The following is a 24,282-nucleotide window of genomic DNA, read 5'->3' on the forward strand; positions in this document are numbered from 1 at the left end:
CGGCATGATTCGCATTTCGACGATCTTCATCGCCATCTGCATGGTACTGGTCGCGGCCTCGCTCGGGCTTGTGCTCTACGCCGTCGCCGGCATCAGCGGAACCGAATCCGCCATCGTGGCGCTGACCGCGCTGACCTTCCTGATCCTCTACAACGCGGTGTCGATGCGGCTGCGCGACCGCAGCGACGTCGGCGGGCAGATCGCCGATTTGTCGCGCGGCACCGCCGACCTGGCCCGCCAGGTGGCGGAGTTCGGCCGCCGGTTAGCTGCGATCGAGGGACGCATCGCCTCGTCCAATTCGACCAACTCCGACCGCATCCAGTCGGTGGTCGGCGAGATCAACGAGCTCGGTGGATTGGTCAGGCAGCTCGCCACCACCGTATCGACCCATGAGGATCTGTTGGCCGGCAATGCGCCAGCGCCGGCTCCCGTTCCCGCTCCGATCGCCAGGCTGGAGCCGGAGGCGCCGATCGACCTGATTGCGCCGTTCGAGGAGCGGCCGGCGGCCCCTCCCCCGCTGCCCGCACCGCCGTCACGACCGGCACCGGCGGTCCAGAGCCAGGCCGCCAACCCGGTTCCGGCAGTCACCGGGCGCAACCAGACCCAGCTGCTCGCGACGCTGCGCAACGCGATCGACGAAAACCGCATCGATATCTTCCTGCAGCCGATGGTGACGCTGCCGCAACGCAAGGTGCGGTTCTACGAGGCGGTGACGCGCCTGCGTGACGAGCGCGACCAACTGGTCGCCGCCGAGGAGTTCATTAGCATCGCGGAAGCATCCGGGCTGATCGGGCGCATCGACAACATGGTGATGCTGCGCTGTGTGCAGGTGCTGCGGCGCCTGATGGTGCGCAACAAGGACGTCGGCGTGTTCTGCAACGTCGCGGCCTCCACGCTCGGCAATTCCACAACCTTCGCGCAATGCCTCGACTTCCTCGAAGCCAACCGGGCGCTGGCGCCCTCGCTGGTGCTGGAGTTCAAGCAATCAACCTTCCGCAATCTCGGCCCGGCCGAGACCGAGAATCTCGCGGCACTGGCCCAGCGCGGCTTCCGTTTCTCGATCGACCATGTCACGGATCTCAGGATCGAGCCGCGCGAGCTGGCCGACCGCGGGGTGCGCTTCATCAAGGTGCCGGCCACGCTACTGCTCGACCCCAGGCAGACCTCCGCCTCGGACATCCATCCCTCCGACCTCTCCGACCTGCTCGGCCGCTTCGGCATCGACCTGATCGCCGAAAGGATCGAAGGCGAGCGCGCCGTCGTGGACCTGCTCGACTATGACGTGCGGTTCGGCCAGGGCTTCCTGTTCGCGCCGCCCCGGCCATTGCGGCCTGAGGGGGCATCTGCTACCGGCGGGGCCTCGCCGAACCAGGCGCAGGACATTCAGGGATCCAATGGCTCCGCTCCCCCCAGCCAAGGCACGAAATCTGGCGCGACGTCAGCCGCTCCTCCGGCCCAACGCATCACCGGCAACGCGGCGCTCGCGCGCCGCATCTGATCGACGCTGCGCATCATGACCACACTGCATTTCGCCAAAAGCCTGCGCGAGCTCGTGGGCGGTGTCGATGTCGTGCTCAGCGACATCTGGGGCGTGGTCCATAACGGCCTCGAATCCTTCCCCGAAGCCTGCGAGGCGCTGCACACATATCGCAGCCGCGGCGGTACGGTGATCCTGATCACCAACGCACCGCGCCCGGCCGACAGCGTGCAGCGGCAGTTGCGCAAGCTCGGCGTCGCCGACGAGACCTATGACGCGATCGTTTCGTCCGGCGACTTGACGCGGCTCTATGTCGCCGAGCATCCCGGCCGCAAGATGTTCTGGCTCGGCCCCGAGCGCGACAACTCGATCTATCGCGGCCTCGATGCGAAAACCGCGCCGCTCGAGGACGCCGACTACATCGTCTGCACCGGCCTCTATGACGACGAGACCGAAACGGCGGAAGACTATCGCGGCATGATGCTGAAGGCGCGCGAGCGCAAGCTGACGCTGGTCTGCGCCAACCCCGACATCGTGGTGGAACGCGGCGACCGGCTGATCTATTGCGCCGGCGCCATCGCGGAGCTCTATCGCGAGCTCGGCGGCGAGGTGATCTTCTACGGCAAGCCGCACCGGCCGATCTACGAGCGCGCGATGGCACTCGCCGGCGAACGCCAGGGCCATCCGATCGAGCGGAAAAAAGTGCTTGCGATCGGCGATTCCGTCCGCACCGACTTAACCGGCGCGCGCGAATTCGGCATCGACTGCCTGTTCGTGACCCGCGGCATCCACGCCGAGGAGTTCGAGGGTCTCGACCAGCTCGACCCGGCATCGGTGATGGAATTGTTCGGCCATCCGCCGAAGGCGCTGATGCGCGAATTGAAGTGGTAGTGATCTGATCGTCATTCCGGGGCGCGCGAAGCGCGAGCCCGGAATCTTAAGATTCTCAGGTGCGCAATCGCGCCCCATAGTTCGGTGCTTCGCACCGTGCCGGAATGACGAACCGAACAACAAAAGCCCGGGACAAGCCCGGGCCTTTCCGAATTCGCCTGATGGCTTCGAACGCGCGCTTACGCGCTCGCCATGTCCGGGAAGACCGCCTCGATCTTGGTCTTCAGCGTCGCCGCATTGAACGGCTTGACGATGTAGTTGTTCACGCCGGCCTTCTTGGCAGCGATCACGTTCTCGGTCTTGGATTCCGCCGTGATCATGATGAAGGGCGTGGTGGCGAGGTTCGGATCCGCGCGCACTTCGCGCAGCAGGTCGTAACCCGTCATCGGCTCCATGTTCCAGTCGGAGATCACGAGCCCGTACTTCTTGCCGCGCATCTTGTTCAGTGCTGCCGAACCGTCGCTGGCATCATCGATGTTCTCGAAGCCAAGCTGCTTCAGCAGATTCCTGATGATACGGATCATGGTGCTATAGTCGTCCACCACCAGAACCGGCATCGACAAATCAACCGCCATCTCGACTCCCCCAACGCAAACCCAGGAATATTACGATCGGACCTGCCCAAGCCGGAGCCCGGCAGTTCCACGGTCAAGGACTAACACCAAGGCGTTAAACAGCGCGTTAATTGGGGACGCCCCCCAAGGACTGAAATCGCGTTCGATGCGGCCGCCCCCTCCCGCTTGACTTCATCCGGCCGGTCGCGCCACGGTCCCGGCCGGTCCCGCCGGCTTGAGAATTCCCCTGATGGCTCCGCATTTTACCATTATCCGCGACACCACGCCGGACTCCGCGATTCCAAGGGGTTCCGTGGTCGCCATGGGCAATTTCGACGGGGTTCATCTCGGCCACCGCGCCGTGATCGCCGCGGCCCTGGAAATGGGCCGGGCGCAGGGCCGCCCCGCGCTGGCATTGACCTTCGAGCCGCATCCGCGGCGGTTTTTCAGCCCCAACACCCCCCAATTCCGCCTGACGGACGAGCGGGCCAAGCTGCGGCTTCTGGCCGGCACCGGGCTTGCCGGCGCCGTGGTCATGACCTTCGACAAGGCCCGTGCCGGAACCAGCGCGCAAGACTTCATTCACCATGACCTGATCGGGCGGCTCGGCGTCAGCGGGATCGCGGTCGGCTATGACTTCCATTTCGGCAAAGGACGGGTCGGCTCCCCGAGCCTGCTGGTCAACGAGGCGCCCCGGCTCGGCATCGAGGTCGACGTGCAGCCCCATGTCGATATCGACGAGCGGCCGGTATCCTCCAGCGCGATCCGGATCGCTCTCGCCGAAGGCCAGCTGGACGAGGCCACCACCATGCTGAGCGCACCCTGGTTCGTCACCGGTCAGGTGATCCACGGCGAGAAGCGCGGCCGCGATCTCGGCTATCCCACCGCCAACATCCGCCTGGACGCCAATTGCGGACTGAAGCACGGCATCTATGCGGTGCGGGTCGGCCGCGGGCCTGAGCGGCTCGACGGGGTGGCAAGCTTCGGCCGCCGCCCGACCTTTGATAATGGCGCTCCCCTCCTCGAGATCTTCCTGTTCGACTTCAAGGGCGACCTCTACGAGCAGGAGCTGGACTGCGCCTTCGTCGGCTTCATCCGCGAGGAGCTGAAATTCGACAGCCTGGAGGCTCTGATCCGGCAGATGGACGACGATTCCGCCCGTGCCCGCGCCATCCTGGCCGCCGCCCCGGACGCGTTTCCGCGGCTCGGCACCGTCGATTGAGCCCGACCCCAGCCTCCCCGAACCTTTGCGCTTCCCTTGGCCCCCTGCTATGGAGAGCCCATGTTTGCGCGGCGCATCATAGGGATTAGCGGCCCGGCTTCCGCCTGAGCCTGAAGGCTCGGCGCAAGACCGGGATTTTGTCGTTTCACCCCGCGATTCCGCATCGCCATCCGTTCCCGCGCCCTTCCGAGCCAGTCAGCCTCATGTCCGAAAAGCCGCAAAAGTCCCAAAAGCCTGAAGCCAAAGACTATTCCAAGACCCTGTTCCTGCCGCAGACCGAATTCCCGATGCGCGCCGGCCTGCCGCAGCGCGAGCCGGAGATCCTCAAGCGCTGGTACGAGATCGGCCTCTACGAGAAGCTGCGCGAGAGCGCGAAGGGCCGCGCCAAGTTCGTGCTGCATGACGGCCCGCCCTATGCCAACGGCAACATCCATATCGGCACGGCGCTGAACAAGATCCTCAAGGATCTCGTCACCAAGAGCCAGCAGATGCTCGGCTTCGATTCCAACTACGTGCCGGGCTGGGACTGCCACGGCCTGCCGATCGAGTGGAAGGTCGAGGAGGAGCACTATCGCAAGAAGGGCAAGCAGAAGCCCGACTTCCGCGACAGTGCCGCGATGATCGATTTCCGCCGGGAGTGCCGCGCCTACGCCACGCATTGGCTCGGCGTGCAACGCGAAGAATTCAAGCGCCTCGGCGTCATCGGCGATTGGGATCATCCCTACGCCACGATGAGCTATCCGGCCGAAGCCCAGATCGCGCGCGAATTGATGAAGTTCGCGGCCAACGGCACGCTCTATCGCGGCTCCAAGCCCGTGATGTGGAGCGTGGTCGAGAAGACCGCGCTGGCCGAGGCCGAGGTGGAGTACGAGGACCACACCTCCGATACGGTGTGGGTGAAATTCCCGGTCACGTCGCCCGCGCACGGCGCTCTCGCCTCCGCAAGCGTCGTGATCTGGACCACCACGCCGTGGACCCTGCCGGGCAACCGCGCCATCTCGTTCTCGCCGAAGATCGCCTACGGCCTGTACAAGGTGACGGACGCGCCCGCCGACAATTGGACCAAGACGGGCGACCGCCTGATCCTCGCCGATGCGCTCGCTGAAGAGGTCTTCAAGCAGGCGCGCGTGACGGCCTTCGAGAAGGTGCGCGACGTGCCTGGCGACACCATGGACGCGATCGAATGCGCCCATCCGCTGAAGGGCCTTGCCGGCGGCTACGACTTCGTCGTGCCGCTGCTGCCCGGTGACCACGTCACCGACGACACCGGCACCGGCTTCGTGCACACCGCCCCCGGCCATGGCCGCGAGGACTTCGATGCCTGGATGGCGCAGGCGCGCGATCTCGATGCGCGCGGCATCACCACGGCGATCCCCTACACCGTCGACGAGAACGGCGCCTACACCGATCACGCGCCGGGCTTTGCCGGCAAGCGTGTCATCAACGACAAGGGCGAGAAGGGCGATGCCAACGAGGCCGTGATCAAGGCGCTCGTCGAAAGAGGCATGCTGCTGGCACGCGGCCGGCTCAAGCACCAATATCCGCACTCCTGGCGCTCCAAGAAGCCGGTGATCTTCCGCAACACGCCGCAATGGTTCATCGCGATGGACAAGGATGTTGCAGTGAGCGGCAAGGCGAAGAGCGGCGACACGCTGCGCGCCCGCGCGCTGCACGCGATCTCGGTGACGCAATGGGTGCCGCCGTCGGGCGAAAACCGCATCAACGGCATGATCGAGGCGCGGCCCGACTGGGTGATCTCGCGTCAGCGCGCCTGGGGCGTGCCGATCGCCGTGTTCGTGCGCGAGAAGGGCGACGGCTCCGCCGAGATCCTCCAGGACGAGGCCGTCAACACCCGTATCGGCGATGCCTTCGAGCAGGAAGGCGCCGACGCCTGGTACGCCAAGGGCGCGCGCGAGCGCTTCCTGGGCGCGCGTGCCAATGAAGACTGGCAGAAGGTCGACGACATTCTCGACGTCTGGTTCGATTCCGGCTCGACGCACGCCTTCGTGCTCGAAGACCCCGTGCATTTCCCGGGCCTCGCGGGGATCAAGCGCAAGGTCGACGGCGGCACCGACACGGTGATGTATCTGGAAGGCTCGGACCAGCATCGCGGCTGGTTCCACTCCTCGCTGCTGGAGAGTTGCGGCACGCGCGGCCGCGCGCCCTACGATATCGTGCTGACCCACGGCTTCACCCAGGCCGAGGACGGCCGCAAGATGTCGAAGTCGCTCGGCAACACCATCGAGCCGCAGTCCGTCATCAAGGAATCCGGCGCCGACATCCTCCGGCTCTGGGTCGCGTCCTGCGACTACACCGACGACCAGCGCATCGGTCCCGAGATCCTGAAGAACACCGTCGAGACCTACCGCAAGCTGCGCAACACCGTGCGCTGGATGCTCGGCACGCTGCATCATTACAAGCCGGCCGACGCAGTGGCGCCTGCCGAGATGCCCGAGCTCGAACGCCTGATGCTGCACGAGCTCGCGATCCGCGCCGCCGCCATCGGCAAGGCCTACCAGGAGTTCGACTTCAAGTCGGTGGTCGCGATCCTGTCCGCTTTCCTGAACAGCGAGCTTTCGGCGTTCTATTTCGACATCCGCAAGGACACGCTGTATTGCGATCCGCCGTCGTCGCCGACGCGCAAGGCGGCGCTGACGACGATCGACCTGTTGTGTACCTCGGTCCTGAAATGGCTGGCGCCGATCCTCAGCTTCACCGCGGAGGAAGGCTGGCGCATGTACCGGCCCGATGCCGAACCGTCGGTGCACCTGACGCTGTTTCCGAACGATCTCGAAGCCTTGCGCGACGACAAGCTTGCTGAGAGATGGCAGATGATCCGTACAGTGCGCCGGGTCGTCACCGGAGCGCTCGAGATTGCACGCGCGAACAAACTCATCGGCTCCTCGTTGGCGGCCTCGCCTGAGATCTATTTGGCGAAGGAATTCATGGGAGCCTTGTTCGACGTCGATTGGGCGGAAGTCTGCATCACCTCGAACGCCGAGGTTCATGTACTCCGCGACGGCGAAAAGCTCCCCGAGGAAGCGTTCACGATCGACGGCGTGTTCGAAATTGGTGTGATCGTGAAAGAAGCGCAGGGTCGCAAATGCGCCCGCTCCTGGAAGATCTCGCAGTTTGTCGGCGATGATCCTGAATATCCCGACGTCACCCCGCGCGACGCACAGGCGCTGCGTGAGTGGAAAGCGTTGGGCGTGAGCGTCTGATCCCCGGCATGACCCCGCTTGGCGCCGGCATCCTCGCGGCCCTGGTCACGCTCGTGGCCGACCAGGCCTCGAAGCTCTGGCTGCTGAACGGGTTCGACCTCGCCCGTCGCGGCGTGGTGAAGGTGACGCCGTTCTTCGACCTGGTGCTGGCCTGGAACATCGGCATCAGCTTCGGCTGGCTCCAGAACGACAGCCAGGCGGCACAGCTCGCGCTGATGGCCGTCAAAACCGTCGCCGTGGTCGCGCTGGCGATCTGGATGGCCCGCTCGCACACCCGGCTTGCCACGGTCGCGCTGGGGCTGATCATCGGCGGCGCCATCGGCAACGGCATCGACCGCTTCGCCTATGGCGCGGTGGTCGATTTCGCCCTGCTCCACATCGAGATCGGCGGAAATACCTATAATTGGTATGTGTTTAACCTCGCCGACGTGGCCATCGTTGCTGGGGTGGCGGGGCTATTGTATGATTCCTTCCTGGGGGTACCCGCCGCAAAAGCGCCCTGATCCCGGCCGATACGGACCGGCAGGTGGAACCCGGCCTTTGCGAGGGTTTGCCGCGTGCGAGCGGCGATCTGACACAATATGGAACAGGTACAGTAATGCGCAGCTCGAAGACCAGCATTTCGATGGTTCGAGACCCCCGATCGGGGCTTTGGCAGGCGTTGAAATTGTCCGCCGTCGCGCTTGGCATCGGTCTCGTCATGTCGGCCGGCGTGGCCCGCGCCGGTGACGACGAGGATGAAGATGACGGGATGACCTTCGAAGAGAAGATCATCGACAATCTGATGTCCGGTATCGGCGCCAAGAGCATGGAAAAGCCCGGCATCGAATACCGCGAGCGCTCGCCGCTGGTCGTGCCGCCCAAGCTCGACCTGCCGCCTCCCGCGACCCAGGCCAAGGCCGCTCCGAACTGGCCCAAGGACCCCGAGGAGAAGCGCCGCAAGGAAGCCATCGCCGCGCGCAAGAAGGCGACCAAGGAAACGGAAAACTGGCAGGTCGCCCGGCCGCTGACGCCCGCCGAAATGAAGGCCGGCCAGACGGCTGCCCCCGAGCGCACCAGCAACGATCCCATTCAGCCGGGTACCAACGGCAACCCGTCGCTCAGCCCCGCCCAGCTCGGTTTCTCCGGCGGGCTGTGGAACATGATGAAGGGCGGCAACAGCTCCGAGGAAAAGAAATTCACGACCGAGCCCCCGCGCCAGTCTCTGGTGGAGCCGCCGCCGGGCTACCAGACCCCGTCCCCGAGCTATGCCTATGGCGCCGGGGTCGACAAGTCGCGCCGGACCTATTTCGACATCATGTCGGGTAAGGACAAGGAGCAATAACGCTCCTGTCCTACGGACCCGAAATCCCGCGCCGGCGATTCATGTACGCCGGCCGAGGCGCATAAATTGCTGATCAGTAACTTGCCACCGCGTTGAGTTCTCTGCTTCGTGACGCGAAGCCTCAGCCGCACGGTGTAGCATGCCGTGCCGCCCGAGCCGGACATCCGGACTCGGCCTTTCATAAGGATCATGATGTCCTCTTACCGATCGGCTGCCTGCCTCCTTGCCGCGCTGCTTTCGACCAGTGTCCTGACATCAGGCGCGGCCATTGCCCAGACCACGGTCACATCGGCCCCGCCCGCCAGCTTCACGCTCAGCAACGGCATGCAGGTCGTGGTGATCCCCGATCACCGCACGCCCGTCGTCACCGAGATGATCTGGTACAAGGTCGGCTCGGCCGACGAGACGCCGGGCAAGTCCGGCCTCGCCCACTTCCTCGAGCACCTGATGTTCAAGGGCACCTCGAAGCATCCGGTCGGCGAATTCTCCCAGACCGTGCTTCGCGTCGGCGGCAACGAGAACGCCTCGACCTCGGTCGACTACACCAACTATTACCAGCGCGTGCCGAAAGAGCAGCTGCCGACCATGATGGAGTTCGAGGCCGACCGCATGACCGGCCTCATCCTCAAGGACGAGAACGTGCTGCCCGAGCGCGACGTCGTGCTCGAAGAATACAACATGCGCGTCGCCAACAATCCGGACGCGCGGCTGAACGAGCAGATCATGGCCGCGCTCTATCTCAACCATCCCTACGGCCGGCCGGTGATCGGCTGGCATCAGGAGATCGAGAAGCTCGATCGCGAGGACGCGCTCGCCTTCTACCGCCGCTTCTATGCGCCGAACAACGCGATCCTGGTGATCGCCGGCGACGTCGAGGCCGCCGACATCCGCCCGCTGGTCGAGCGCAATTTCGGCTCCATCCCCGCGCAATCGGCGATCCCGGCGCGGCGCGTCCGTCCGCAGGAGCCGGAGCCCGCCGCCCCGCGCACCGTCACGCTGGCCGACCCGCGCGTCGAGCAGCCGAGCATGCGGCGTTATTATCTGGTGCCCTCGGCAACCACGGCCGCCGCCGGTGAAAGTGCCGCCCTCGACGTGCTGGCCCAGCTGATGGGCAGCGGCAGCAATTCCTATCTTTACCGCGCCCTCGTCGTCGACAAGCCGCTCGCGGTCTCCGCCAACGCCAGCTATTCGAGCATCTCGCTCGACCCGACCCAGTTCGCGATCTCGGCCTCCCCGAAACCCGGCGTCAGCTTCGCCGAGGTCGAGCAGGCGGTCGACGGCGTCATCGCCAACGTCGCGCAGAATCCGATCCGCGCCGAGGATCTGGAGCGGGTCAAGACCCAGCTCATCGCGGAAGCGATCTACGCCCAGGACAACCAAGCGGTGCTGGCACGCTGGTATGGCGGCGCGCTGACCACGGGCCTGTCGATCGAGGACATCAGGAGCTGGCCCGACCGCATCCGCGCGGTCACCGCCGAGCAGGTCCGCGCCGTTGCGCAGAAATGGCTCGAGAAGAAGCGCTCGGTAACGGGCTATCTGATCAAGGACACTGCCGCCACCAAGCGCGAGGAGAAGCGTTCGTGACCTATCCTTTCCTTCGACGCGCTGCACTCTCCCTTGCCACCGGCGCTGCGCTCGCGCTCGCTGCGGTCTCGCCGTCACAGGCGGCCGCAAAGATCCAGCACCTGATCTCGCCGGGCGGCATCGAAGCCTGGTTCGTGCAGGACGCAACCGTGCCGCTGATCGCCATGGAATATTCCTTTGCCGGCGGCTCGGCGCAGGATCCCAAGGACAAGCCGGGCGTCGCCAATCTGGTCGGCGACCTGCTCGACGAAGGCTCCGGCGATCTCGACTCCAAGACCTTCCACGAGCGGCTCGACCGCCGCGCCATCGAGCTCTCCTTCAGCGCCACCCGCGATACTTTCCGCGGCAGCCTGCGCATGCTGCGCGACAACAAGGACGAGGCCTTCGACCTGCTCAGGAGCGCGCTGACCTCGCCGCATTTCGACGCCGCCGATGTCGAACGCATCCGCTCGCAGGTCATCTCGGGCCTGCGCCGCGAGACCACCAACCCGACCTCGCTGGCGAGCCGCAAGTTCCTGGAGGTCGCCTTCGGCGATCATCCCTATGGCCGGCAGACCAACGGCAACCTCGACAGCGTGCCGACCATCACGGTCCCGGACATGAAAGACTATGTCGGCCGCGTGCTTGCGAAGGACGGGCTGAAGATCGCTGTCGTCGGCGACGTCGATCCGGCGACCCTCGGCAAGCTGCTCGACCATACCTTCGGCAGCCTGCCCGCCAAGGCCAACCTCACGCCGGTTCCGGACGTCGAGGCCGCAAGGCCGCCGCAGCGCGCCTTCGTGACGCTCGACGTGCCGCAGACCGTGATCACCTTCGGCGGCCCAGGGGTGAAGCGCAGCGATCCGAACTTCATGGCGGCCTATGTCGTCAATCACATCCTCGGCGGCGGCGGATTGTCCTCCAGGCTCTATCGCGAGGTCCGCGAGAAGCGAGGCCTCGCCTATTCGGTGTTCGAATCGCTGCTCTGGATGGAGCATTCGGCGGTGTTCATCGGCAATACCGGCACGCGCGCCGACCGCGCCGGCGACACCATCGACGCCATCGACAAGGAAGTGCGCCGGATCGCAGAGGAAGGTCCGACACAGAAGGAGCTCGACGAGGCCAAGTCTTACCTCAAGGGCTCGCAGATGCTGGCGCTCGACACCTCCTCCAAGCTGGCGCAGGCGCTGCTGCAGTATCAGCAGGACAAGCTGCCGATCGACTATATCGAGAAGCGCAATGCCATCGTCGATGCCGTCACGCTGGACGACGCCAAGGCCGCCGCCAGGCGCCTCTGGGGCCAGGGTCTTCTGACCGTCGTCGTCGGCCGCGCCCCGCAGGCCGCGGCGCAGCCCTCCGCGGCCCCGGCGACGAAGTCGAACTGACGTCTCCCTACGTTTTCTGAAATGGCCGGGCTCCGCCCGGCCATTTGCGTTTCCAGGATGCGCCATTGCCGAACGTGGACGTCCGCGATATGTCCGGACATCACGAATGGTGCCACCATGCTGCGGATATCCCGCGATCTCGTCATCGACGAGGACGACATCGAGATCGGCTTTGTCCGCGCCTCCGGCCCGGGCGGGCAGAACGTCAACAAGGTCGCGACCTCGGCGCAGCTGCGCTTCGACGCCAGCAAGCTGACCTTGCCGGAGGATGCTGCCCTGCGCCTTGCCCGCCTCGCCGGTCAGCGCATGACCAAGGACGGCGTGATCGTGATCCAGGCGCAGCGCTTCCGCACCCAGGAGCGCAACCGCCAGGATGCGATCGACCGCCTCACGGAGATGCTGCGTGAGGCCATGATACGGCCGACGCCGCGGCGCGCGACGCGGCCGACCTTTGCCTCCAAGCAGCGCCGGCTCGACGGCAAGAAGCGCCGCGCCGACGTCAAGGCCGGGCGCGGCCGGAGCTTCGACGATTGATTGGGCAAGAACCTCCAGTCGCGAAGCGACCGGAGGTTTGCCTGTTCGCGGCCCGGCGTCAGTAACGCTTGCCGGGGGCGGGACTGCCGGTAGCGGAATCGTCGACCGCCCCCTTGTGCGCTGCGCTGCCCGTGGTGCCGACCGTGCCCTTCGTGCCCTTGGTCGACTTCATGCCCGTCTTCTCGCCTGCAGCCCCCTGCTGTGCACCGACATCTTCGTCCTCACTGCCTGCCGCGCCGCCCTGCATGGGTTTGCTTTGCACGGTGCCGCCAGGCCTGGCACCAGATGACGTGCCTTGCGCGAAAACGGGCGTCGCAATGAGGGCCGCGACAGCGCATGCGATTGCAGAGGTCTTCACCAACTTCATTCATTTCTCCTGGATTTTTCGCGATGAACGGTTCGGCTGCTTGCTGCGCCGCCCGCCTGTGCCGGACCGGTTCATCGCGTCGAGAGTTCGAACGGCGCGATCACGATGCAATCCGCATGGTGTGGTGATCGTTTAGGGATTTCGGGGCGGTTTCGCGGAATTGCGCTCCTCATATGCGGCGGCGCGGAACACGCGCGACCCACGAGCATCTCCGCGCGCAGCGAAACAGCCCGCTACTACCACCGCCCATCTGACGCCGCCTAGAGTTTGCGCAGGTTGATGTGGATGGGCGGCTCTTGACGATGCGCGCGTTCGTGCTGGGATTGTGCACTGCGATGGTGCTGGTGGTGCGGGCTGCCGACGCGCAAATGCCTTTGCCGGCCGCAAAGCCGCCGGATGGCGCGACACTCTTCAAGCAACAATGTGCGGTGTGCCACACGTTGAGCCTGTCGGAGCCGGCGCGCCAGGGGCCGCCGCTGCTCAAGGTCGTGGGCCGTCCCGCCGGCAAGATCGAAGGCTTTCGTTACTCGGAGAGCCTCGCAAGAGCTGACTTCGCCTGGGACGAAGCCCGGCTCGACGCATGGCTGACCAATCCGCAGGCCGTCATTCCCGGCGTGGTCATGGCCTACCGGCAAGGCAAGCCGGAGACACGCGCCGCCATCATCGCTTACCTGAAGGAGCAGAACTGAATGGCAAAGCCGGTCCATTCCATGATCCGCGTGCTTGATGAAGCGCGCTCGCTCGACTTCTACCGGCGCGCCTTCGGCCTCGAAGTCGCCGACCATCTGAAATTCGCAGACTTTGCCTTGATCTATCTGCGTCACCCCTCCTCACCTTTCGAGGTCGAGCTGACGGTGAATTTCGATCGCAAGGAGCCGTACCAGCTCGGCGACGGCTACGGCCATCTCGCCGTCGTGGTCGAGGATCTCGAGGCCGAACACGCCCGCTTCGAGCGCGAGAAGCTCGCACCGGGACCCTTACGCGATTTCAAGCACGACGGCAGGACGCTGGCGCGCTTCTTCTTCGTCAGCGATCCCGATGGCTACAAGATCGAGGTGATCCAGCGGGGCGGACGTTTCAACTAGACCAAATCAAAAAAATCTTAGGAGGAATGCCATGAGAGAAGTCGATCGCCGAAGCAAGCACAGCCGCCGCGTCTTTCTCAAGGGCGCGGCCACCGCCGTTCCGGTCGTGGCCGTTGCAACCAGCGTCGCCGTCAGCATCGAGGGCGCCTGGGCGGATGAGGCGAGCACGCTTTCGCCCGCGACGATGAAGACGCTGCTGAAGGTCGCGCGCGACATCTATCCGCACGATGTGCTCGGCGACAGCTATTACATCACCGCGATCAAGCCGTGGGACGGCAAGGCGGCCAAGGACGCGTCCGTCAAGTCGCTGATCAGCGACGGCATCGCGCGGCTCGATCAGAATGCGCGGGATCGCCACAAGATGCCTTATGTCGAAGTGCCGTGGGAAGCCGACCGGGTCGTGCTGCTGAAGGAGATCGAGGGAAGCGACTTCTTCCAGAAGGTGCGCGGCGACCTCGTCGTGTCGCTCTACAACCAGAAAGAAGTCTGGCCGCGGTTTGGCTACGAGGGTTCCTCCGCCGAGCATGGCGGCTACATCAACCGCGGCTTTGCCGACATCGACTGGCTGCCGAAAGCCTAAAGGCCACCCAACGGTTCAGGAGAACGCATATGGCAAAATTCGATCTGAACGACTCCAGCGTTGTGGTGATCGTCGGCTCCGGTGCCGGCGGCGGCACGCTGGGCAACGAGCTCGCGCAGAAGGGCGTCAAGGTGGTCATTCTCGAAGCAGGTCCCCGCATCGAGAACCACGATTTCATCAACGACGAGTGGGAGAGCTTCTCGCAGCTCGCCTGGACCGATCCCCGCACCACATCCGGGACATGGCGTGTTGCAAAAGACTTCTCGGGTCTTCCCGCCTGGATCGTCAAGGCGGTCGGCGGCTCGACCACGCACTGGGCCGGCGCGTCGCTGCGCTTCGACGAGCACGAGTTCAGGGTGAAGAGCACCTACGGCAGCATTCCCGGCGCCAACCTCCTGGACTGGCCGGTCACGCTCGCCGAGATGGAGCCGTGGTACGCCAAGGCCGAGAACAAGATGGGCGTAACCCGCACCAACGGCATTCCCGGACTTCCCGGCAACAACAATTACAAAGTGCTGGAAGCCGGTGCGAAGAAGCTCGGCTACAAGACCGTGCACACCGGCAACATGGCGATCAACAGCCAGCCGCGCGACGGCCGCGGCGCCTGCCAGCAGATCGGCTTCTGCTTCCAGGGCTGCAAGTCCGGCGCGAAATGGTCGACGCTCTACACCGAGATCCCCAAGGGCGAGGCGACCGGCAATCTCGAGGTCCGTCCCGCCAGCATGGCGGTCAAGATCGAGCACGATGCCGGCGGCAAGGTGACCGGCGTGGTCTACGCCGACGAGAGCGGCGCGATGCAGCGCCAGAAGGCGCGCATCGTCGCGGTCGCCGGCAACTCGATCGAGAGCCCGCGGCTGCTGCTCAACAGCGCCTCGACCATGTTCCCCGATGGCCTCGGCAATTCATCGGGCCAGGTCGGCCGCAACTACATGCGGCACATGACCGGCAGCGTCTATGCGGTATTCGAGAAATCGGTGCACATGTATCGCGGCACCACGATGGCCGGCATCATCCGCGACGAGGCCGCCAACAATCCGAAGCGCGGTTTCGTCGGCGGCTACGAGATGGAGACGCTATCGCTCGGCCTGCCCTTCATGGCGGCGTTCCTCAATCCCGGCGCCTGGGGACGTCCGTTCACGGCGGCGCTCGACGGTTATCCCAGGATGGCCGGCATGTGGCTGGTCGGCGAGGACATGCCGCAGGAGACCAACCGCATCACGCTCGACCCGGTCATGAAGGACAAGTTCGGGCAGCCGGTCGCGAGCGTGCATTTCGACGATCATCCCAACGATATCGCGATGCGCGCCCACGCCTACAAGCAGGGCGCTGCGGTCTACGACGCCGTCGGCGCCACCGTGACCTATCCAACGCCGCCCTATCCGAGCACCCACAATCTCGGCACCAACCGAATGAGCGAGAAGCCCCGGGACGGCGTCGTCAACAAGTTCGGACAGAGCCACGACGTCAAGAACCTGTTCGTCTCGGACGGCAGCCAGTTCACCAGCGGGGCTGCCTGCAACCCGACGCTGACCATCGTCGCGCTGGCGATCCGGCAGGCGGACTACATCGCGGGTGCGATGCAGAAGAAGGAGATTTGAGGAGGGGGTGTTGTCACCGCGCCAGCGATGGCGACGTTGAAGGATTGCGTATCCACACCCAAGGTGTCGTCCCGGCGAACGCCGGGACCCATAACCACAGGGAGACATTTGGCGAAGATTGATCGTTCGGTACACCGACCTTCTGCAACAGCGAGATCACGCGGTATGGGTCCCGGCGTTCGCCGGGACGACATTGTGGAAGCGTGCTCGCGCCCAACTGCTACTCCGCCGCGTCGAGCATGGGCGCCACCGTGGCCTTGAACTCCGGCGCCGTCACCATGCTCTTCGATCGGTAGATCAAGCACGAGCAGCGCAGCAGCGAGGCGAAATTGTTGACCTCGCCGTGATGGTCGAGGACCTCGTTGTAGAGCGTGGTCAGGAACTTGCCGACGCTCATATTCTCCTTGGCCGCGATCTCCTCCAGCGTGTCCCAGAACGCCATTTCCAGGCGGATCGAGGTGCAATGGCCGCCGATCCGCAATGAGCGGGTCTGGGATTCGTAGTCGCGTTGGGGCTGGTGCGCAAAGAGATGGCACATGGCGTCCTCCCGTCCTGTTGCCATTTTTTCACAATGCTACACCGCCGCCCCACACCCCACAATCAGGACAGTCGCCGGGGAAGCCGGCTCCGGATTGCGCGATTTTCTCGAACGGCCAATGTCTTCAATGTGATAGGCATCCCTCTTCCCCAGGCCGTCACGCGGCTGTTGCCCAACACATGCTTTTGACGCAACACGGCCTAGAATAGCGCCGTCAGCGAATCCAGATCGTAAGCCTAAGTCCAGAGCCCATGCCCGTCCGCCAGCTTCCAGAGCAAGTCGTCAACCGCATCGCCGCCGGCGAGGTGGTCGAGCGGCCGGCGAGCGTGGTCAAGGAGCTGGTGGAGAACGCCATCGATGCCGGCGCGAGCCGGATCGACGTCTTCACCGACGGCGGCGGCCGACGCCGGATCGGCATCACCGATGACGGCGGCGGCATGACCGCGAAGGACCTGGCGCTCGCGGTCGAGCGCCACGCCACCTCCAAGCTCGACGACGAGGATCTGCTGCAGATCCGCACCCTCGGGTTCCGCGGCGAGGCGCTGCCCTCGATCGGCTCGGTGGCACGGCTGTCCATTACCACGCGCCATGCCAGCGAGCCGCATGCCTGGGCACTGTCGGTCGAAGGCGGCGAGAAGTCCGAGATCATGCCGGCGGCGCTGGCGCATGGCACCCGCGTCGAGGTTGGCGACCTCTTCTACGCGACGCCGGCCCGGCTGAAATTTTTGAAGACCGACCGCACCGAGGCCGAGGCGATCCGCGAAGTGGTCAGGCGCCTCGCGATGGCGCGACCCGATATCGCCTTCACGCTGGCCGGCGAAGAGCGCGCACCGGTGACTTGGGCTGCCGCCCTGCCCGGCGCCGCCGGCCGCCTGACGCGGCTCGGCGACATCCTGGGCGCGGAATTCCGCAGCCATGCCTTCGAGGTCCATGCCGAGCGCGAGGGCGTGGTCGTCGCCGGCTACGCCGCGGCCCCGGCGCTGACCAAAGCCAATGCGCTCGGGCAATATCTCTTCGTCAACGGCCGCCCGGTGCGCGACAAGCTCATCTTAGGGGCGGTGCGCGGCGCCTATGCCGACTATCTGCCGCGCGACCGGCATCCGGTGCTGGCGCTATTCGTCACGCTCGATCCGCGTGAGGTCGATGCCAACGTGCATCCGGCCAAGACTGAAGTGCGCTTCCGTAACGCCGGTCTGGTCCGCGCGCTGATCGTGCACGGGCTGAAGGAAGGCCTCGCGCGGGAGGGCCGGCGCACCGCCGCCAACAGCGGCGAGAGCGCGTTGTCCGCGTTCCGACCGGCCTTCACGCCGCGTCCCGCAAGCTGGGACTGGCGGGCCTCGCCGTCGGCTCCCGTTGCGCCGATGCCGTCCTTCGAAGGCGCCGCGGCGCCTGCCTTCGCCGAGCGCGCGCAGGCGGCCTTCGACGTCGGGGCGCCCAGTGCGGACGTGAGGATCGAGACGCAGCCCGTCAGCGATCTCGTCGACCGCCCGCTCGGCGCGGCGCGCACGCAGATCCACGAGACCTATATCGTCTCGCAAACCCGCGACGGATTGATCATCGTCGACCAGCACGCCGCGCATGAGCGCATCGTCTATGAGCGGCTGAAGGCCTCGCTGGCCGCGAACGGCGTGCAGCGGCAGATCCTCCTCATTCCCGAGATCGTCGAGATGGACGAGGCGACGGTGGAGCGCCTGCTCGAGCGCAGCGAGGAGCTCGCATCGTTCGGCCTCGCCATCGAATCCTTCGGCCCGGGCGCGGTCGCCGTGCGCGAGACGCCGTCGCTGCTCGGCAAGACCAATGCGGGCGGGCTCTTGCGCGACCTCTCAGAGCATATGGCCGAATGGGACGAAGCGCTGCCGCTCGAGCGCCGCCTGATGCACGTCGCCGCGACCATGGCCTGCCACGGCTCGGTGCGCGCCGGCCGCAGGCTGCGGCCCGAGGAGATGAACGCCCTGCTCCGCGAGATGGAGGACACCCCGAACTCCGGCCAGTGCAATCACGGCCGGCCGACCTATGTCGAGCTGAAGCTGAGCGATGTGGAGAAGCTGTTCGGAAGACGGTGACAGTGCCGTAGGGTGGGCAAAGCGTAGCGTGCCCACCATCACGATCTCAGCCTTCGATGGTGGGCACGGCGCGCGAAGAGCGCGCCTTTGCCCACCCTACGATCTCTTCAAAAACACGAACTCCGTATCGTCATACGCCCGCCGCTCCAATTCCTCGAAGCCATCAGGCGCCACGAACTGCGCGGCCTTCGCCTCCTCGACCACAATCAACGCGCCGGGCGTCAGCCAGCCGCCATCGCGCAAGGAGGCCAGCGCCTTCTCCGCAAGACCCTTGCCGTAGGGCGGATCGAGGAACGCCAGCGAGAACGGCTCGACGGGATGCGCGGGGCCGAGATCGGTCGCATCGCGGCGATACACTTTGGTCACGCCGCCGAGGCCGAGCGACTCGACGTTATTGCGCAGCAGCGCCCGCGCTTCCGCGCCATTATCGACGAACAGCGTGAACTTCGCGCCGCGCGACGACGCCTCGATGCCGAGCGCGCCGGTGCCGGCGAAGAGATCGAGCACGCGCGCGTCTTGAATCGGATCGTCATAGGCGTGCACGAGGATGTTGAACACGGACTCGCGCAGGCGGTCCGCCGTGGGGCGGATGTCGCGCGAGGACGGTGAGGCGAGATTACGCCCCTTCAAACGACCGCCGACGACGCGCAACCCTAGTCCTCCTTCGGCGTCAGGTCGCGCTTGCCGTGATAGCCGCGCTTGGGACGGCGCGGCGGGCCGTAGCCGCTGGCCTCTTCCTCGTTGCGCTCGCGCGCCTCCTCGCTGCCGGTGCGCTGCACCAGCACGCGGCGGCCCTTGCGGTCGTTGATCACCGCGCGCTTGCTGGCGGGCTTCGTCTCGCGCGGCGCGTCGTCGACGCGCGAGGCGGATTTCGAGGGCACGTCGAACTGCGCCCCCGACTTCTCGATCACCTTGTCGCCGAGCTGGTCGCGCAGCACGCGCGACTTGATCTCCTCGACCTGACCTTCGGGCACCTCGCCGAGCTGGAACGGACCATAGGAGACCCGGATCAGCCGGTTCACCTCGAGCCCGAGATGGGCGCAGACATTGCGCACCTCGCGGTTCTTGCCTTCGCGGATCGCGAACACCAGCCAGACATTGGCGCCCTGGTCGCGCTCCAGCGTGGCTTCGATCGGACCGTATTTGACGCCCTCGACCTCGATGCCGTTCTTGAGCTCGTCGAGCTGCGCCTGGGTGACGTCGCCATGGGCGCGAACGCGGTAGCGGCGCAGCCAGCCGGTATCGGGCAGCTCGAGCGTGCGCGCGAGGCCGCCGTCATTGGTGAGCAGCAGCAGGCCCTCGGTGTTGAAGTCGAGCCGGCCGATCGAGATCAGCCGCGGCAGGCCTTCGGGCAGATTGTCGAACACGGTCGGACGACCCTCGGGGTCGTCATGCGTGGTCATCAGTCCGCGCGGCTTGTGATAGAGGAACAGCCGCGTGCGTTCGCGCTCCGGCAACGGCTTGCCGTCGACCAGAACGACGTCGTTCTTTGTAATGTCGAGCGCCGGCGAGTTGATGACGCGGCCGTTGACGGTGACGCGGCCCTGCGTGACCATCTCCTCGGCATCGCGGCGCGAGGCAAGCCCCGCGCGGGCCAGCGCCTTGGCGATGCGCTCGCCGGCCTTCTTCGGCTTCGGCTCTTCCTCCCGGCGCGGCCGTCGGTCGAAATCACGGTCGCGCTCGCGATAGGCGCCGCGGCCGCCGAAGGCGGGGCGTTTCTCGAAAATCCGGCTCTCGTCCTCGTTTTCACGGCGCGGGCGATCGCCGAAACGGCCCTCGCTGCGCGGATGCTCGTGCCAATCCGAACGGCCTTCCGAGCGCTCGCGCGGACGATTGAATTTCGGCCGGTCGCCGCCGCGGTCGCCATCGCCGTCGCGACGGGGCCGATCGAATTTCGGACGATCCTCGCGGGGCCGATCGAATTTGGGCCGCTCGCGGAACGGGCGATCACCCGAGGTGCGATCGTCGCGCGAACGCGAGAACCGGGGACGGTCCTCGCCGCCTTCGCGCTTTTGCCAGGGCTTGTCCCCGCCGCGGTCGCGGCCGCCGAAATCCTTGCGCGGCCCGCGATCCCCACGGTCGCGTTCGCGATCAGGTGCGCCTCGCGAAAACTTTCGCTCGCCGTCGAACTTGCGCTCCGGACGGTCGCCACGCGGCGCACGATCACCGCGATCGAAATTCGGGCGATCTCCACGCGGCTTAAAACTGCGCTCGCCACGATCTTCGCGCGGCCCGCGATCGGGTGCGCCCCGCGAGAACTTCCGCTCGCCGTCGAACTTGCGTTCCGGGCGGTCGCCACGCGGCGCGTAGGGCTTCTTGTCGCCAAACTTTCTGTCACCGGTCCGGCCGGCCGGGCGGGAATCGTCACGATCCCTGCGCGGCGGACGGTCGTCGCGGCCATAGGACGGGCGATCGCCACGCGGCTTGAAGGGACGCTTCTCGCCGTCGCGCGAGGAGCGATCGGAAAACGGACGGTCGCCGCGGGGCTTGAAGCTGCGCTCGCCACGCTCCGCGCCGCCGCGGTCGTCGCGCTTGAACTTCGGCCGATCGCTGAAATCGCGGCGCGGCGCATCGCCCTCCTCGCGGCGGCGGAAGGGTTGACCCTCGCGGGGCGCGCGGCTGTCGCGGTCGCCACGGGGCGGGCGGGCGTCGCTCCTGCCCTCGGGGCCGCGCTTGGCGAACTTCTTCTCGGGACCGCGCGGCTTGCCGGACCGGCCCTTGGGCGGGCCGCCTCGATCACGCCGGCCGCGGGAATCGTTGTCTTTGTCGCTGTCGCGAGGCATGAATGATCTCACTCAGGGGGTAGCCAAAAAGCTTTGTGCGCGCTCGTTCCGAGCCGCAAGCTCAGGCAAAATCGGTAAGCACTTCTGCTGAAGGCGCAGCTACTAGCAGGTTTCTGGCGATGATACGAGGCTTGAAAGCCCCCTCTTTCATGGATTTGGCGCTCAAAACGGCCGAAAATGCCGGAAAGGCGGGCGAAGTTCCGATCGGCTGCGTGGTGGTCCGCAATTACGAGGTGATCGCCACCGCGGCGAACCGGACGCTGACCGATTACGACCCCACTGCTCACGCCGAGATCGTCGCGCTGCGCGAGGCGGCGAAAAAGATCGGCAGCGAGCGCCTGGTGGACTGCGACCTCTACGTGACGCTGGAGCCCTGCACCATGTGTGCGGGCGCGATCTCGTTTGCAAGGGTCAGGCGGCTCTATTACGGCGCCGCCGATCCCAAGGGCGGCGCGGTGGAATCAGGCGTGCGGTTCTTCGCCTCGCCGACCTGCCATCATGCCCCGGATGTCTATTCCGGCGTCGGCGAGAGCGAGGCGGCGCGGCTGCTCAAGGAGTTCTTTCGCGAGCGGCGGTAATCCGGCGTCGCGTAGCCCGGATGGAGCGAAGCGCAATCCGGGACAGTGTCGCCGCGCTGACTAACAGACCCCGGATTTCGCTTCGCGCCATCCGGGCTACAAGATCGTTAAGCCGTGAAGAACTCGCGCAGCGTCCGTGCTGTCACGTCCGGATTCTCCTCGGTGAGGAAGTGGCCGGAATCCACCGGCATGCCCTCCACGTTGGTCGCCCATTGCCTCCAAACGTCGAGCGGCGTCGCGGCGGCCTGTGCCACGCCGGCATTGCCCCACAGCGCCAGCATGGGAATGGTGATCTTCTTGCCGGCTTCGAAATCGGCCTTGTCGAGGTCGTAGTCGAAATAGGCGCCGGCGCGGTAGTCCTCGCACATCGCGTGCACGCGGGCGGGATCGCGGAACGGGGCGATGTAGTGCTCGAGCGCGCGCGGGTCGATGGCATCCAGCGTCCTCGACCTGGTCTGGCTCGCCATCTTGAAGCGCAGGAAGAACTCGCCGTTGGAGGAGATCAGCGTCTCCGGCAGCGGATAGGGCTGCGCCAGGAAGGTCCAGTGATAGATCTTCAGCGCGTAGGCGCGGTTCATCCGCTCCCAGTAATTATAGGTCGGCAGGATATCGAGCACCGCGAGCTTCGACAGCCGGCCGGGATGGTCGAGCGCGAGGCGATAGGAGACGCGGCCGCCGCGGTCGTGGCCGGCCAGTGCGAAGTGGACGTGGCCGAGCCGCTCCATCACCTCCACCATCGCCTTGGCCATGGCGCGCTTGCTGTAGGGGATGTGCAGCGCATCGCTCTCCGGCATGTCGGACCAGCCATAGCCCGGCAGATCGGCGATGATCAGCGTGAAGGCGTCGGCCAGCTCCGGCGCCACGCGGTGCCACATCACGTTGGTCTCGGAGAAGCCGTGCAACAGCAGCAGCGGTGGGCCCTTGCCGCCGACGCGGGCGAAGATGCGGCCGAACGAGGTATTGATCCATTCAGAGCCAAAGCCCGGATAGAGGTCGGCGAGATCGGACATCTTGTTGCATCCTTGAGGGGTCAGTCGGGGCCGGTCCCCGACACCAAAATTTGCGAAAACAACCCCATGCACAGTACCGGTATCATCATCGGGGCCACTAACCCCAACGACCGATTGCACATTCTGGCGGGCTGATGTGGCGATCCGGTGACGCCAACCGCGCCGAGCTCGCTCTGGACGAGCCCTCGACTAGCCCTCGACTACCCCTTGGCCTTCTCCGCCTCCACCGCCTGCCAGCCGATGTCACGGCGGCAGAAGCCCTCGGGCCAGTTGATGCGGTCGACGGCCTGGTAGGCGCGCGCCTGCGCCTCCGTCACGGTCTTGCCCAACGCGCAGACATTGAGCACGCGGCCGCCACTCGCGAGGATCGCGCCGTCCTTCGCGACCGTGCCGGCGTGGAAGATCTCGACGGTGTCCACCTTGGCAGCGTCATCGAGCCCCTCGATCCGCGTGCCCTTCTGGTAGTCGCCGGGATAGCCCTTGGCCGCCATCACCACCGTGAGCGCGGAGTCCGGATGCCAGCGCAGATCGAAATGCTTCAACTCCCCGTCGCAGGCGGCGATGAACGCCGGCACGATGTCCGACATCATGCGCAGCATCAGGACCTGGCACTCGGGATCGCCGAAGCGGACGTTGAACTCGAACAGCTTTGGGCCCTGCGTCGTCAGCATGATGCCGGCATAGAGAATGCCGCGGAACGGCGTGCCGCGCTGCTTCATGCCCGCGACCGTCGGCAAAATGATCTTCGCCATGATCGCGTCGTGGATCGCGGGCGTGACCAAAGGCGTCGGCGAATAGGCGCCCATGCCGCCGGTGTTCGGTCCGACGTCGTGGTCGAACACGCGCTTGTGGTCCTGCGCGGAGGCCAGCGGAATCGCGGTCTCGCCGTCGCACAGCGCAAAGAAGCTGATCTCGCGGCCGGGCAGAAACTCCTCGATCACGACCTCGGCTCCGGCCTCGCCAAAGGCGCCCTCGAACATCATGTCGATGGCGTCCTCCGCCTCGCGCACGGTTTTGGCGACGACGACGCCCTTGCCGGCGGCGAGACCATCCGCCTTCACCACGATCGGCGCGCCCGTGCTCTGCACATAGGCGCGCGCGTCATCGGCATTGGTGAAGCGCTTGTAGGCGCCTGTGGGAATACCGAACTCGGTGCACAGCGCCTTGGTAAAGCCCTTGGAGCTCTCGAGCTGGGCGGGGATCCTGTTCGGCCCGAACGCCTTGATGCCGGCGGCGGTGAGATCGTCGACGATGCCGGCCGCCAGCGGCGTCTCCGGCCCGACCACCACGAGCTCGACCGCGTTGGTCTTGCAGAAGGCGATCACGGCAGCATGGTCGGCAACATCGAGCGCCACGCACTCCGCCTCCCGCGCGATGCCGGCATTGCCGGGCGCGCACCAGAATTTGGTCACGAGAGGCGAGGCTGCGATTTTCCATGCGAGGGCATGTTCACGGCCGCCGGAACCAAGCAGGAGAATGTGCATCGAAGGCTCGAAATGAGGGGTTTTG

At 65.8% G+C, this 24,282-nt stretch carries 22 protein-coding genes; 15 read left to right on the forward strand and 7 right to left on the reverse strand.

Annotation, left to right across the window (positions count from 1 at the left end):
- Positions 1 to 4: 4 nt before the first annotated feature.
- Positions 5 to 1,498 carry an EAL domain-containing protein gene (locus AABA84_RS02390; protein ID WP_338311220.1) on the forward strand — a complete coding sequence of 498 codons (1,494 nt, stop codon included), beginning with the start codon at positions 5 to 7 and terminating at the stop codon, positions 1,496 to 1,498.
- A 15-nt stretch (positions 1,499 to 1,513) separates the two neighbouring features.
- The gene (locus tag AABA84_RS02395) at positions 1,514 to 2,368 is read left to right on the forward strand and encodes a TIGR01459 family HAD-type hydrolase (RefSeq protein ID WP_338311221.1); all 855 of its coding nucleotides are present in this window, start codon (positions 1,514 to 1,516) and stop codon (positions 2,366 to 2,368) included.
- A gap of 179 nt (positions 2,369 to 2,547) precedes the next feature.
- Here AABA84_RS02395 and AABA84_RS02400 read toward each other — a convergent pair whose 3' ends face one another.
- Positions 2,548 to 2,943, reverse strand: coding sequence for a response regulator (locus AABA84_RS02400; RefSeq protein WP_008567674.1), 396 nt, complete (start codon positions 2,941 to 2,943; stop codon positions 2,548 to 2,550).
- Between the two features lie 229 nt (positions 2,944 to 3,172).
- Here AABA84_RS02400 and AABA84_RS02405 point away from each other — a divergent pair, with 229 nt between their 5' ends.
- The 7 genes from AABA84_RS02405 to arfB all read left to right on the forward strand — a co-directional run bounded on the left by AABA84_RS02405 (position 3,173) and on the right by arfB (position 12,171).
- Entirely contained in the window at positions 3,173 to 4,144 is a 972-nt protein-coding gene (locus AABA84_RS02405) for a bifunctional riboflavin kinase/FAD synthetase (protein WP_338311222.1), read from the forward strand.
- A 203-nt stretch (positions 4,145 to 4,347) separates the two neighbouring features.
- Entirely contained in the window at positions 4,348 to 7,365 is a 3,018-nt protein-coding gene (ileS, locus tag AABA84_RS02410) for an isoleucine--tRNA ligase (RefSeq protein WP_338311223.1), read from the forward strand.
- Between the two features lie 8 nt (positions 7,366 to 7,373).
- Positions 7,374 to 7,868, forward strand: coding sequence for a signal peptidase II (gene lspA, locus AABA84_RS02415; RefSeq protein ID WP_212248427.1), 495 nt, complete (start codon positions 7,374 to 7,376; stop codon positions 7,866 to 7,868).
- 95 nt (positions 7,869 to 7,963) lie between these two features.
- Entirely contained in the window at positions 7,964 to 8,689 is a 726-nt protein-coding gene (locus AABA84_RS02420; protein ID WP_212248428.1) for a hypothetical protein, read from the forward strand.
- Positions 8,690 to 8,878: 189 nt separating this feature from the next.
- Complete coding sequence (locus AABA84_RS02425) at positions 8,879 to 10,273, forward strand: M16 family metallopeptidase (RefSeq protein WP_445083393.1); 1,395 nt, start codon at positions 8,879 to 8,881, stop codon at positions 10,271 to 10,273.
- Positions 10,270 to 11,637, forward strand: a complete 1,368-nt coding sequence (locus AABA84_RS02430) for a M16 family metallopeptidase (RefSeq protein WP_338311224.1) — start codon at positions 10,270 to 10,272, stop codon at positions 11,635 to 11,637. Before AABA84_RS02425 ends, AABA84_RS02430 begins: the two co-directional genes overlap by 4 nt.
- A 117-nt stretch (positions 11,638 to 11,754) precedes the next feature.
- Positions 11,755 to 12,171, forward strand: a complete 417-nt coding sequence (gene arfB, locus AABA84_RS02435; RefSeq protein WP_338311226.1) for an alternative ribosome rescue aminoacyl-tRNA hydrolase ArfB — start codon at positions 11,755 to 11,757, stop codon at positions 12,169 to 12,171.
- A gap of 58 nt (positions 12,172 to 12,229) precedes the next feature.
- On the opposite strand, the gene AABA84_RS02440 is transcribed toward arfB, so the two are convergent.
- Complete coding sequence (locus AABA84_RS02440; RefSeq protein ID WP_212248432.1) at positions 12,230 to 12,538, reverse strand: hypothetical protein; 309 nt, start codon at positions 12,536 to 12,538, stop codon at positions 12,230 to 12,232.
- Between the two features lie 302 nt (positions 12,539 to 12,840).
- Between AABA84_RS02440 and AABA84_RS02445 the strand changes: the two genes are divergently transcribed.
- Genes AABA84_RS02445 through AABA84_RS02460 form a run of 4 tightly spaced genes read left to right on the forward strand, consistent with a single transcriptional unit; the run spans position 12,841 to position 15,801 of the window.
- Entirely contained in the window at positions 12,841 to 13,227 is a 387-nt protein-coding gene (locus AABA84_RS02445; RefSeq protein WP_212248458.1) for a c-type cytochrome, read from the forward strand.
- Positions 13,228 to 13,623, forward strand: coding sequence for a VOC family protein (locus AABA84_RS02450; protein ID WP_212248433.1), 396 nt, complete (start codon positions 13,228 to 13,230; stop codon positions 13,621 to 13,623).
- Between the two features lie 31 nt (positions 13,624 to 13,654).
- Positions 13,655 to 14,203, forward strand: coding sequence for a gluconate 2-dehydrogenase subunit 3 family protein (locus AABA84_RS02455; RefSeq protein WP_338311228.1), 549 nt, complete (start codon positions 13,655 to 13,657; stop codon positions 14,201 to 14,203).
- Positions 14,204 to 14,232: 29 nt separating this feature from the next.
- A complete protein-coding gene (locus tag AABA84_RS02460; protein WP_338311229.1) occupies positions 14,233 to 15,801 on the forward strand; it encodes a GMC family oxidoreductase in 1,569 nt (522 codons plus the stop codon).
- Positions 15,802 to 16,021: 220 nt separating this feature from the next.
- Here AABA84_RS02460 and AABA84_RS02465 read toward each other — a convergent pair whose 3' ends face one another.
- A complete protein-coding gene (locus tag AABA84_RS02465) occupies positions 16,022 to 16,339 on the reverse strand; it encodes a ribbon-helix-helix domain-containing protein (RefSeq protein ID WP_212248436.1) in 318 nt (105 codons plus the stop codon).
- Positions 16,340 to 16,590: 251 nt separating this feature from the next.
- Here AABA84_RS02465 and mutL point away from each other — a divergent pair, with 251 nt between their 5' ends.
- The gene (mutL, locus tag AABA84_RS02470) at positions 16,591 to 18,402 is read left to right on the forward strand and encodes a DNA mismatch repair endonuclease MutL (protein WP_338309615.1); all 1,812 of its coding nucleotides are present in this window, start codon (positions 16,591 to 16,593) and stop codon (positions 18,400 to 18,402) included.
- Positions 18,403 to 18,498: 96 nt separating this feature from the next.
- On the opposite strand, the gene rsmD is transcribed toward mutL, so the two are convergent.
- The gene (gene rsmD, locus AABA84_RS02475) at positions 18,499 to 19,053 is read right to left on the reverse strand and encodes a 16S rRNA (guanine(966)-N(2))-methyltransferase RsmD (RefSeq protein WP_338309614.1); all 555 of its coding nucleotides are present in this window, start codon (positions 19,051 to 19,053) and stop codon (positions 18,499 to 18,501) included.
- A gap of 2 nt (positions 19,054 to 19,055) precedes the next feature.
- Complete coding sequence (locus AABA84_RS02480) at positions 19,056 to 21,185, reverse strand: pseudouridine synthase (RefSeq protein WP_212248439.1); 2,130 nt, start codon at positions 21,183 to 21,185, stop codon at positions 19,056 to 19,058.
- Between the two features lie 119 nt (positions 21,186 to 21,304).
- Here AABA84_RS02480 and AABA84_RS02485 point away from each other — a divergent pair, with 119 nt between their 5' ends.
- Positions 21,305 to 21,763, forward strand: a complete 459-nt coding sequence (locus AABA84_RS02485) for a nucleoside deaminase (protein WP_011090228.1) — start codon at positions 21,305 to 21,307, stop codon at positions 21,761 to 21,763.
- Between the two features lie 107 nt (positions 21,764 to 21,870).
- Here the strand turns inward: AABA84_RS02485 and AABA84_RS02490 are convergent, their stop codons facing one another.
- Positions 21,871 to 22,773, reverse strand: a complete 903-nt coding sequence (locus AABA84_RS02490; protein WP_338311230.1) for an alpha/beta fold hydrolase — start codon at positions 22,771 to 22,773, stop codon at positions 21,871 to 21,873.
- Between the two features lie 200 nt (positions 22,774 to 22,973).
- The gene (gene purD, locus AABA84_RS02495; protein WP_338311231.1) at positions 22,974 to 24,257 is read right to left on the reverse strand and encodes a phosphoribosylamine--glycine ligase; all 1,284 of its coding nucleotides are present in this window, start codon (positions 24,255 to 24,257) and stop codon (positions 22,974 to 22,976) included.
- Positions 24,258 to 24,282 lie beyond the last annotated feature (25 nt).

This window comes from Bradyrhizobium sp. TM239, assembly GCF_036247985.1.
GTDB classification, from domain to species: domain Bacteria; phylum Pseudomonadota; class Alphaproteobacteria; order Rhizobiales; family Xanthobacteraceae; genus Bradyrhizobium; species Bradyrhizobium ottawaense.

Excerpts from the sequence above, each read along its gene's own strand:
- AABA84_RS02390 (WP_338311220.1), top strand. The coding sequence starts at position 5 with ATGATTCGCATTTCGACGATCTTCATCGCCATCTGCATGGTACTGGTC.
- AABA84_RS02395 (WP_338311221.1), top strand. The coding sequence starts at position 1,514 with ATGACCACACTGCATTTCGCCAAAAGCCTGCGCGAGCTCGTGGGCGGT.
- AABA84_RS02400 (WP_008567674.1), bottom strand. The coding sequence starts at position 2,943 with ATGGCGGTTGATTTGTCGATGCCGGTTCTGGTGGTGGACGACTATAGC.
- AABA84_RS02405 (WP_338311222.1), top strand. The coding sequence starts at position 3,173 with ATGGCTCCGCATTTTACCATTATCCGCGACACCACGCCGGACTCCGCG.
- ileS (WP_338311223.1), top strand. The coding sequence starts at position 4,348 with ATGTCCGAAAAGCCGCAAAAGTCCCAAAAGCCTGAAGCCAAAGACTAT.
- lspA (WP_212248427.1), top strand. The coding sequence starts at position 7,374 with ATGACCCCGCTTGGCGCCGGCATCCTCGCGGCCCTGGTCACGCTCGTG.
- AABA84_RS02420 (WP_212248428.1), top strand. The coding sequence starts at position 7,964 with ATGCGCAGCTCGAAGACCAGCATTTCGATGGTTCGAGACCCCCGATCG.
- AABA84_RS02425 (WP_445083393.1), top strand. The coding sequence starts at position 8,879 with ATGATGTCCTCTTACCGATCGGCTGCCTGCCTCCTTGCCGCGCTGCTT.
- arfB (WP_338311226.1), top strand. The coding sequence starts at position 11,755 with ATGCTGCGGATATCCCGCGATCTCGTCATCGACGAGGACGACATCGAG.
- AABA84_RS02440 (WP_212248432.1), bottom strand. The coding sequence starts at position 12,538 with ATGAAGTTGGTGAAGACCTCTGCAATCGCATGCGCTGTCGCGGCCCTC.
- AABA84_RS02445 (WP_212248458.1), top strand. The coding sequence starts at position 12,841 with ATGCGCGCGTTCGTGCTGGGATTGTGCACTGCGATGGTGCTGGTGGTG.
- AABA84_RS02450 (WP_212248433.1), top strand. The coding sequence starts at position 13,228 with ATGGCAAAGCCGGTCCATTCCATGATCCGCGTGCTTGATGAAGCGCGC.
- AABA84_RS02455 (WP_338311228.1), top strand. The coding sequence starts at position 13,655 with ATGAGAGAAGTCGATCGCCGAAGCAAGCACAGCCGCCGCGTCTTTCTC.
- AABA84_RS02460 (WP_338311229.1), top strand. The coding sequence starts at position 14,233 with ATGGCAAAATTCGATCTGAACGACTCCAGCGTTGTGGTGATCGTCGGC.
- AABA84_RS02465 (WP_212248436.1), bottom strand. The coding sequence starts at position 16,339 with ATGTGCCATCTCTTTGCGCACCAGCCCCAACGCGACTACGAATCCCAG.
- mutL (WP_338309615.1), top strand. The coding sequence starts at position 16,591 with ATGCCCGTCCGCCAGCTTCCAGAGCAAGTCGTCAACCGCATCGCCGCC.
- AABA84_RS02480 (WP_212248439.1), bottom strand. The coding sequence starts at position 21,185 with ATGCCTCGCGACAGCGACAAAGACAACGATTCCCGCGGCCGGCGTGAT.
- AABA84_RS02485 (WP_011090228.1), top strand. The coding sequence starts at position 21,305 with ATGATACGAGGCTTGAAAGCCCCCTCTTTCATGGATTTGGCGCTCAAA.
- AABA84_RS02490 (WP_338311230.1), bottom strand. The coding sequence starts at position 22,773 with ATGTCCGATCTCGCCGACCTCTATCCGGGCTTTGGCTCTGAATGGATC.
- purD (WP_338311231.1), bottom strand. The coding sequence starts at position 24,257 with ATGCACATTCTCCTGCTTGGTTCCGGCGGCCGTGAACATGCCCTCGCA.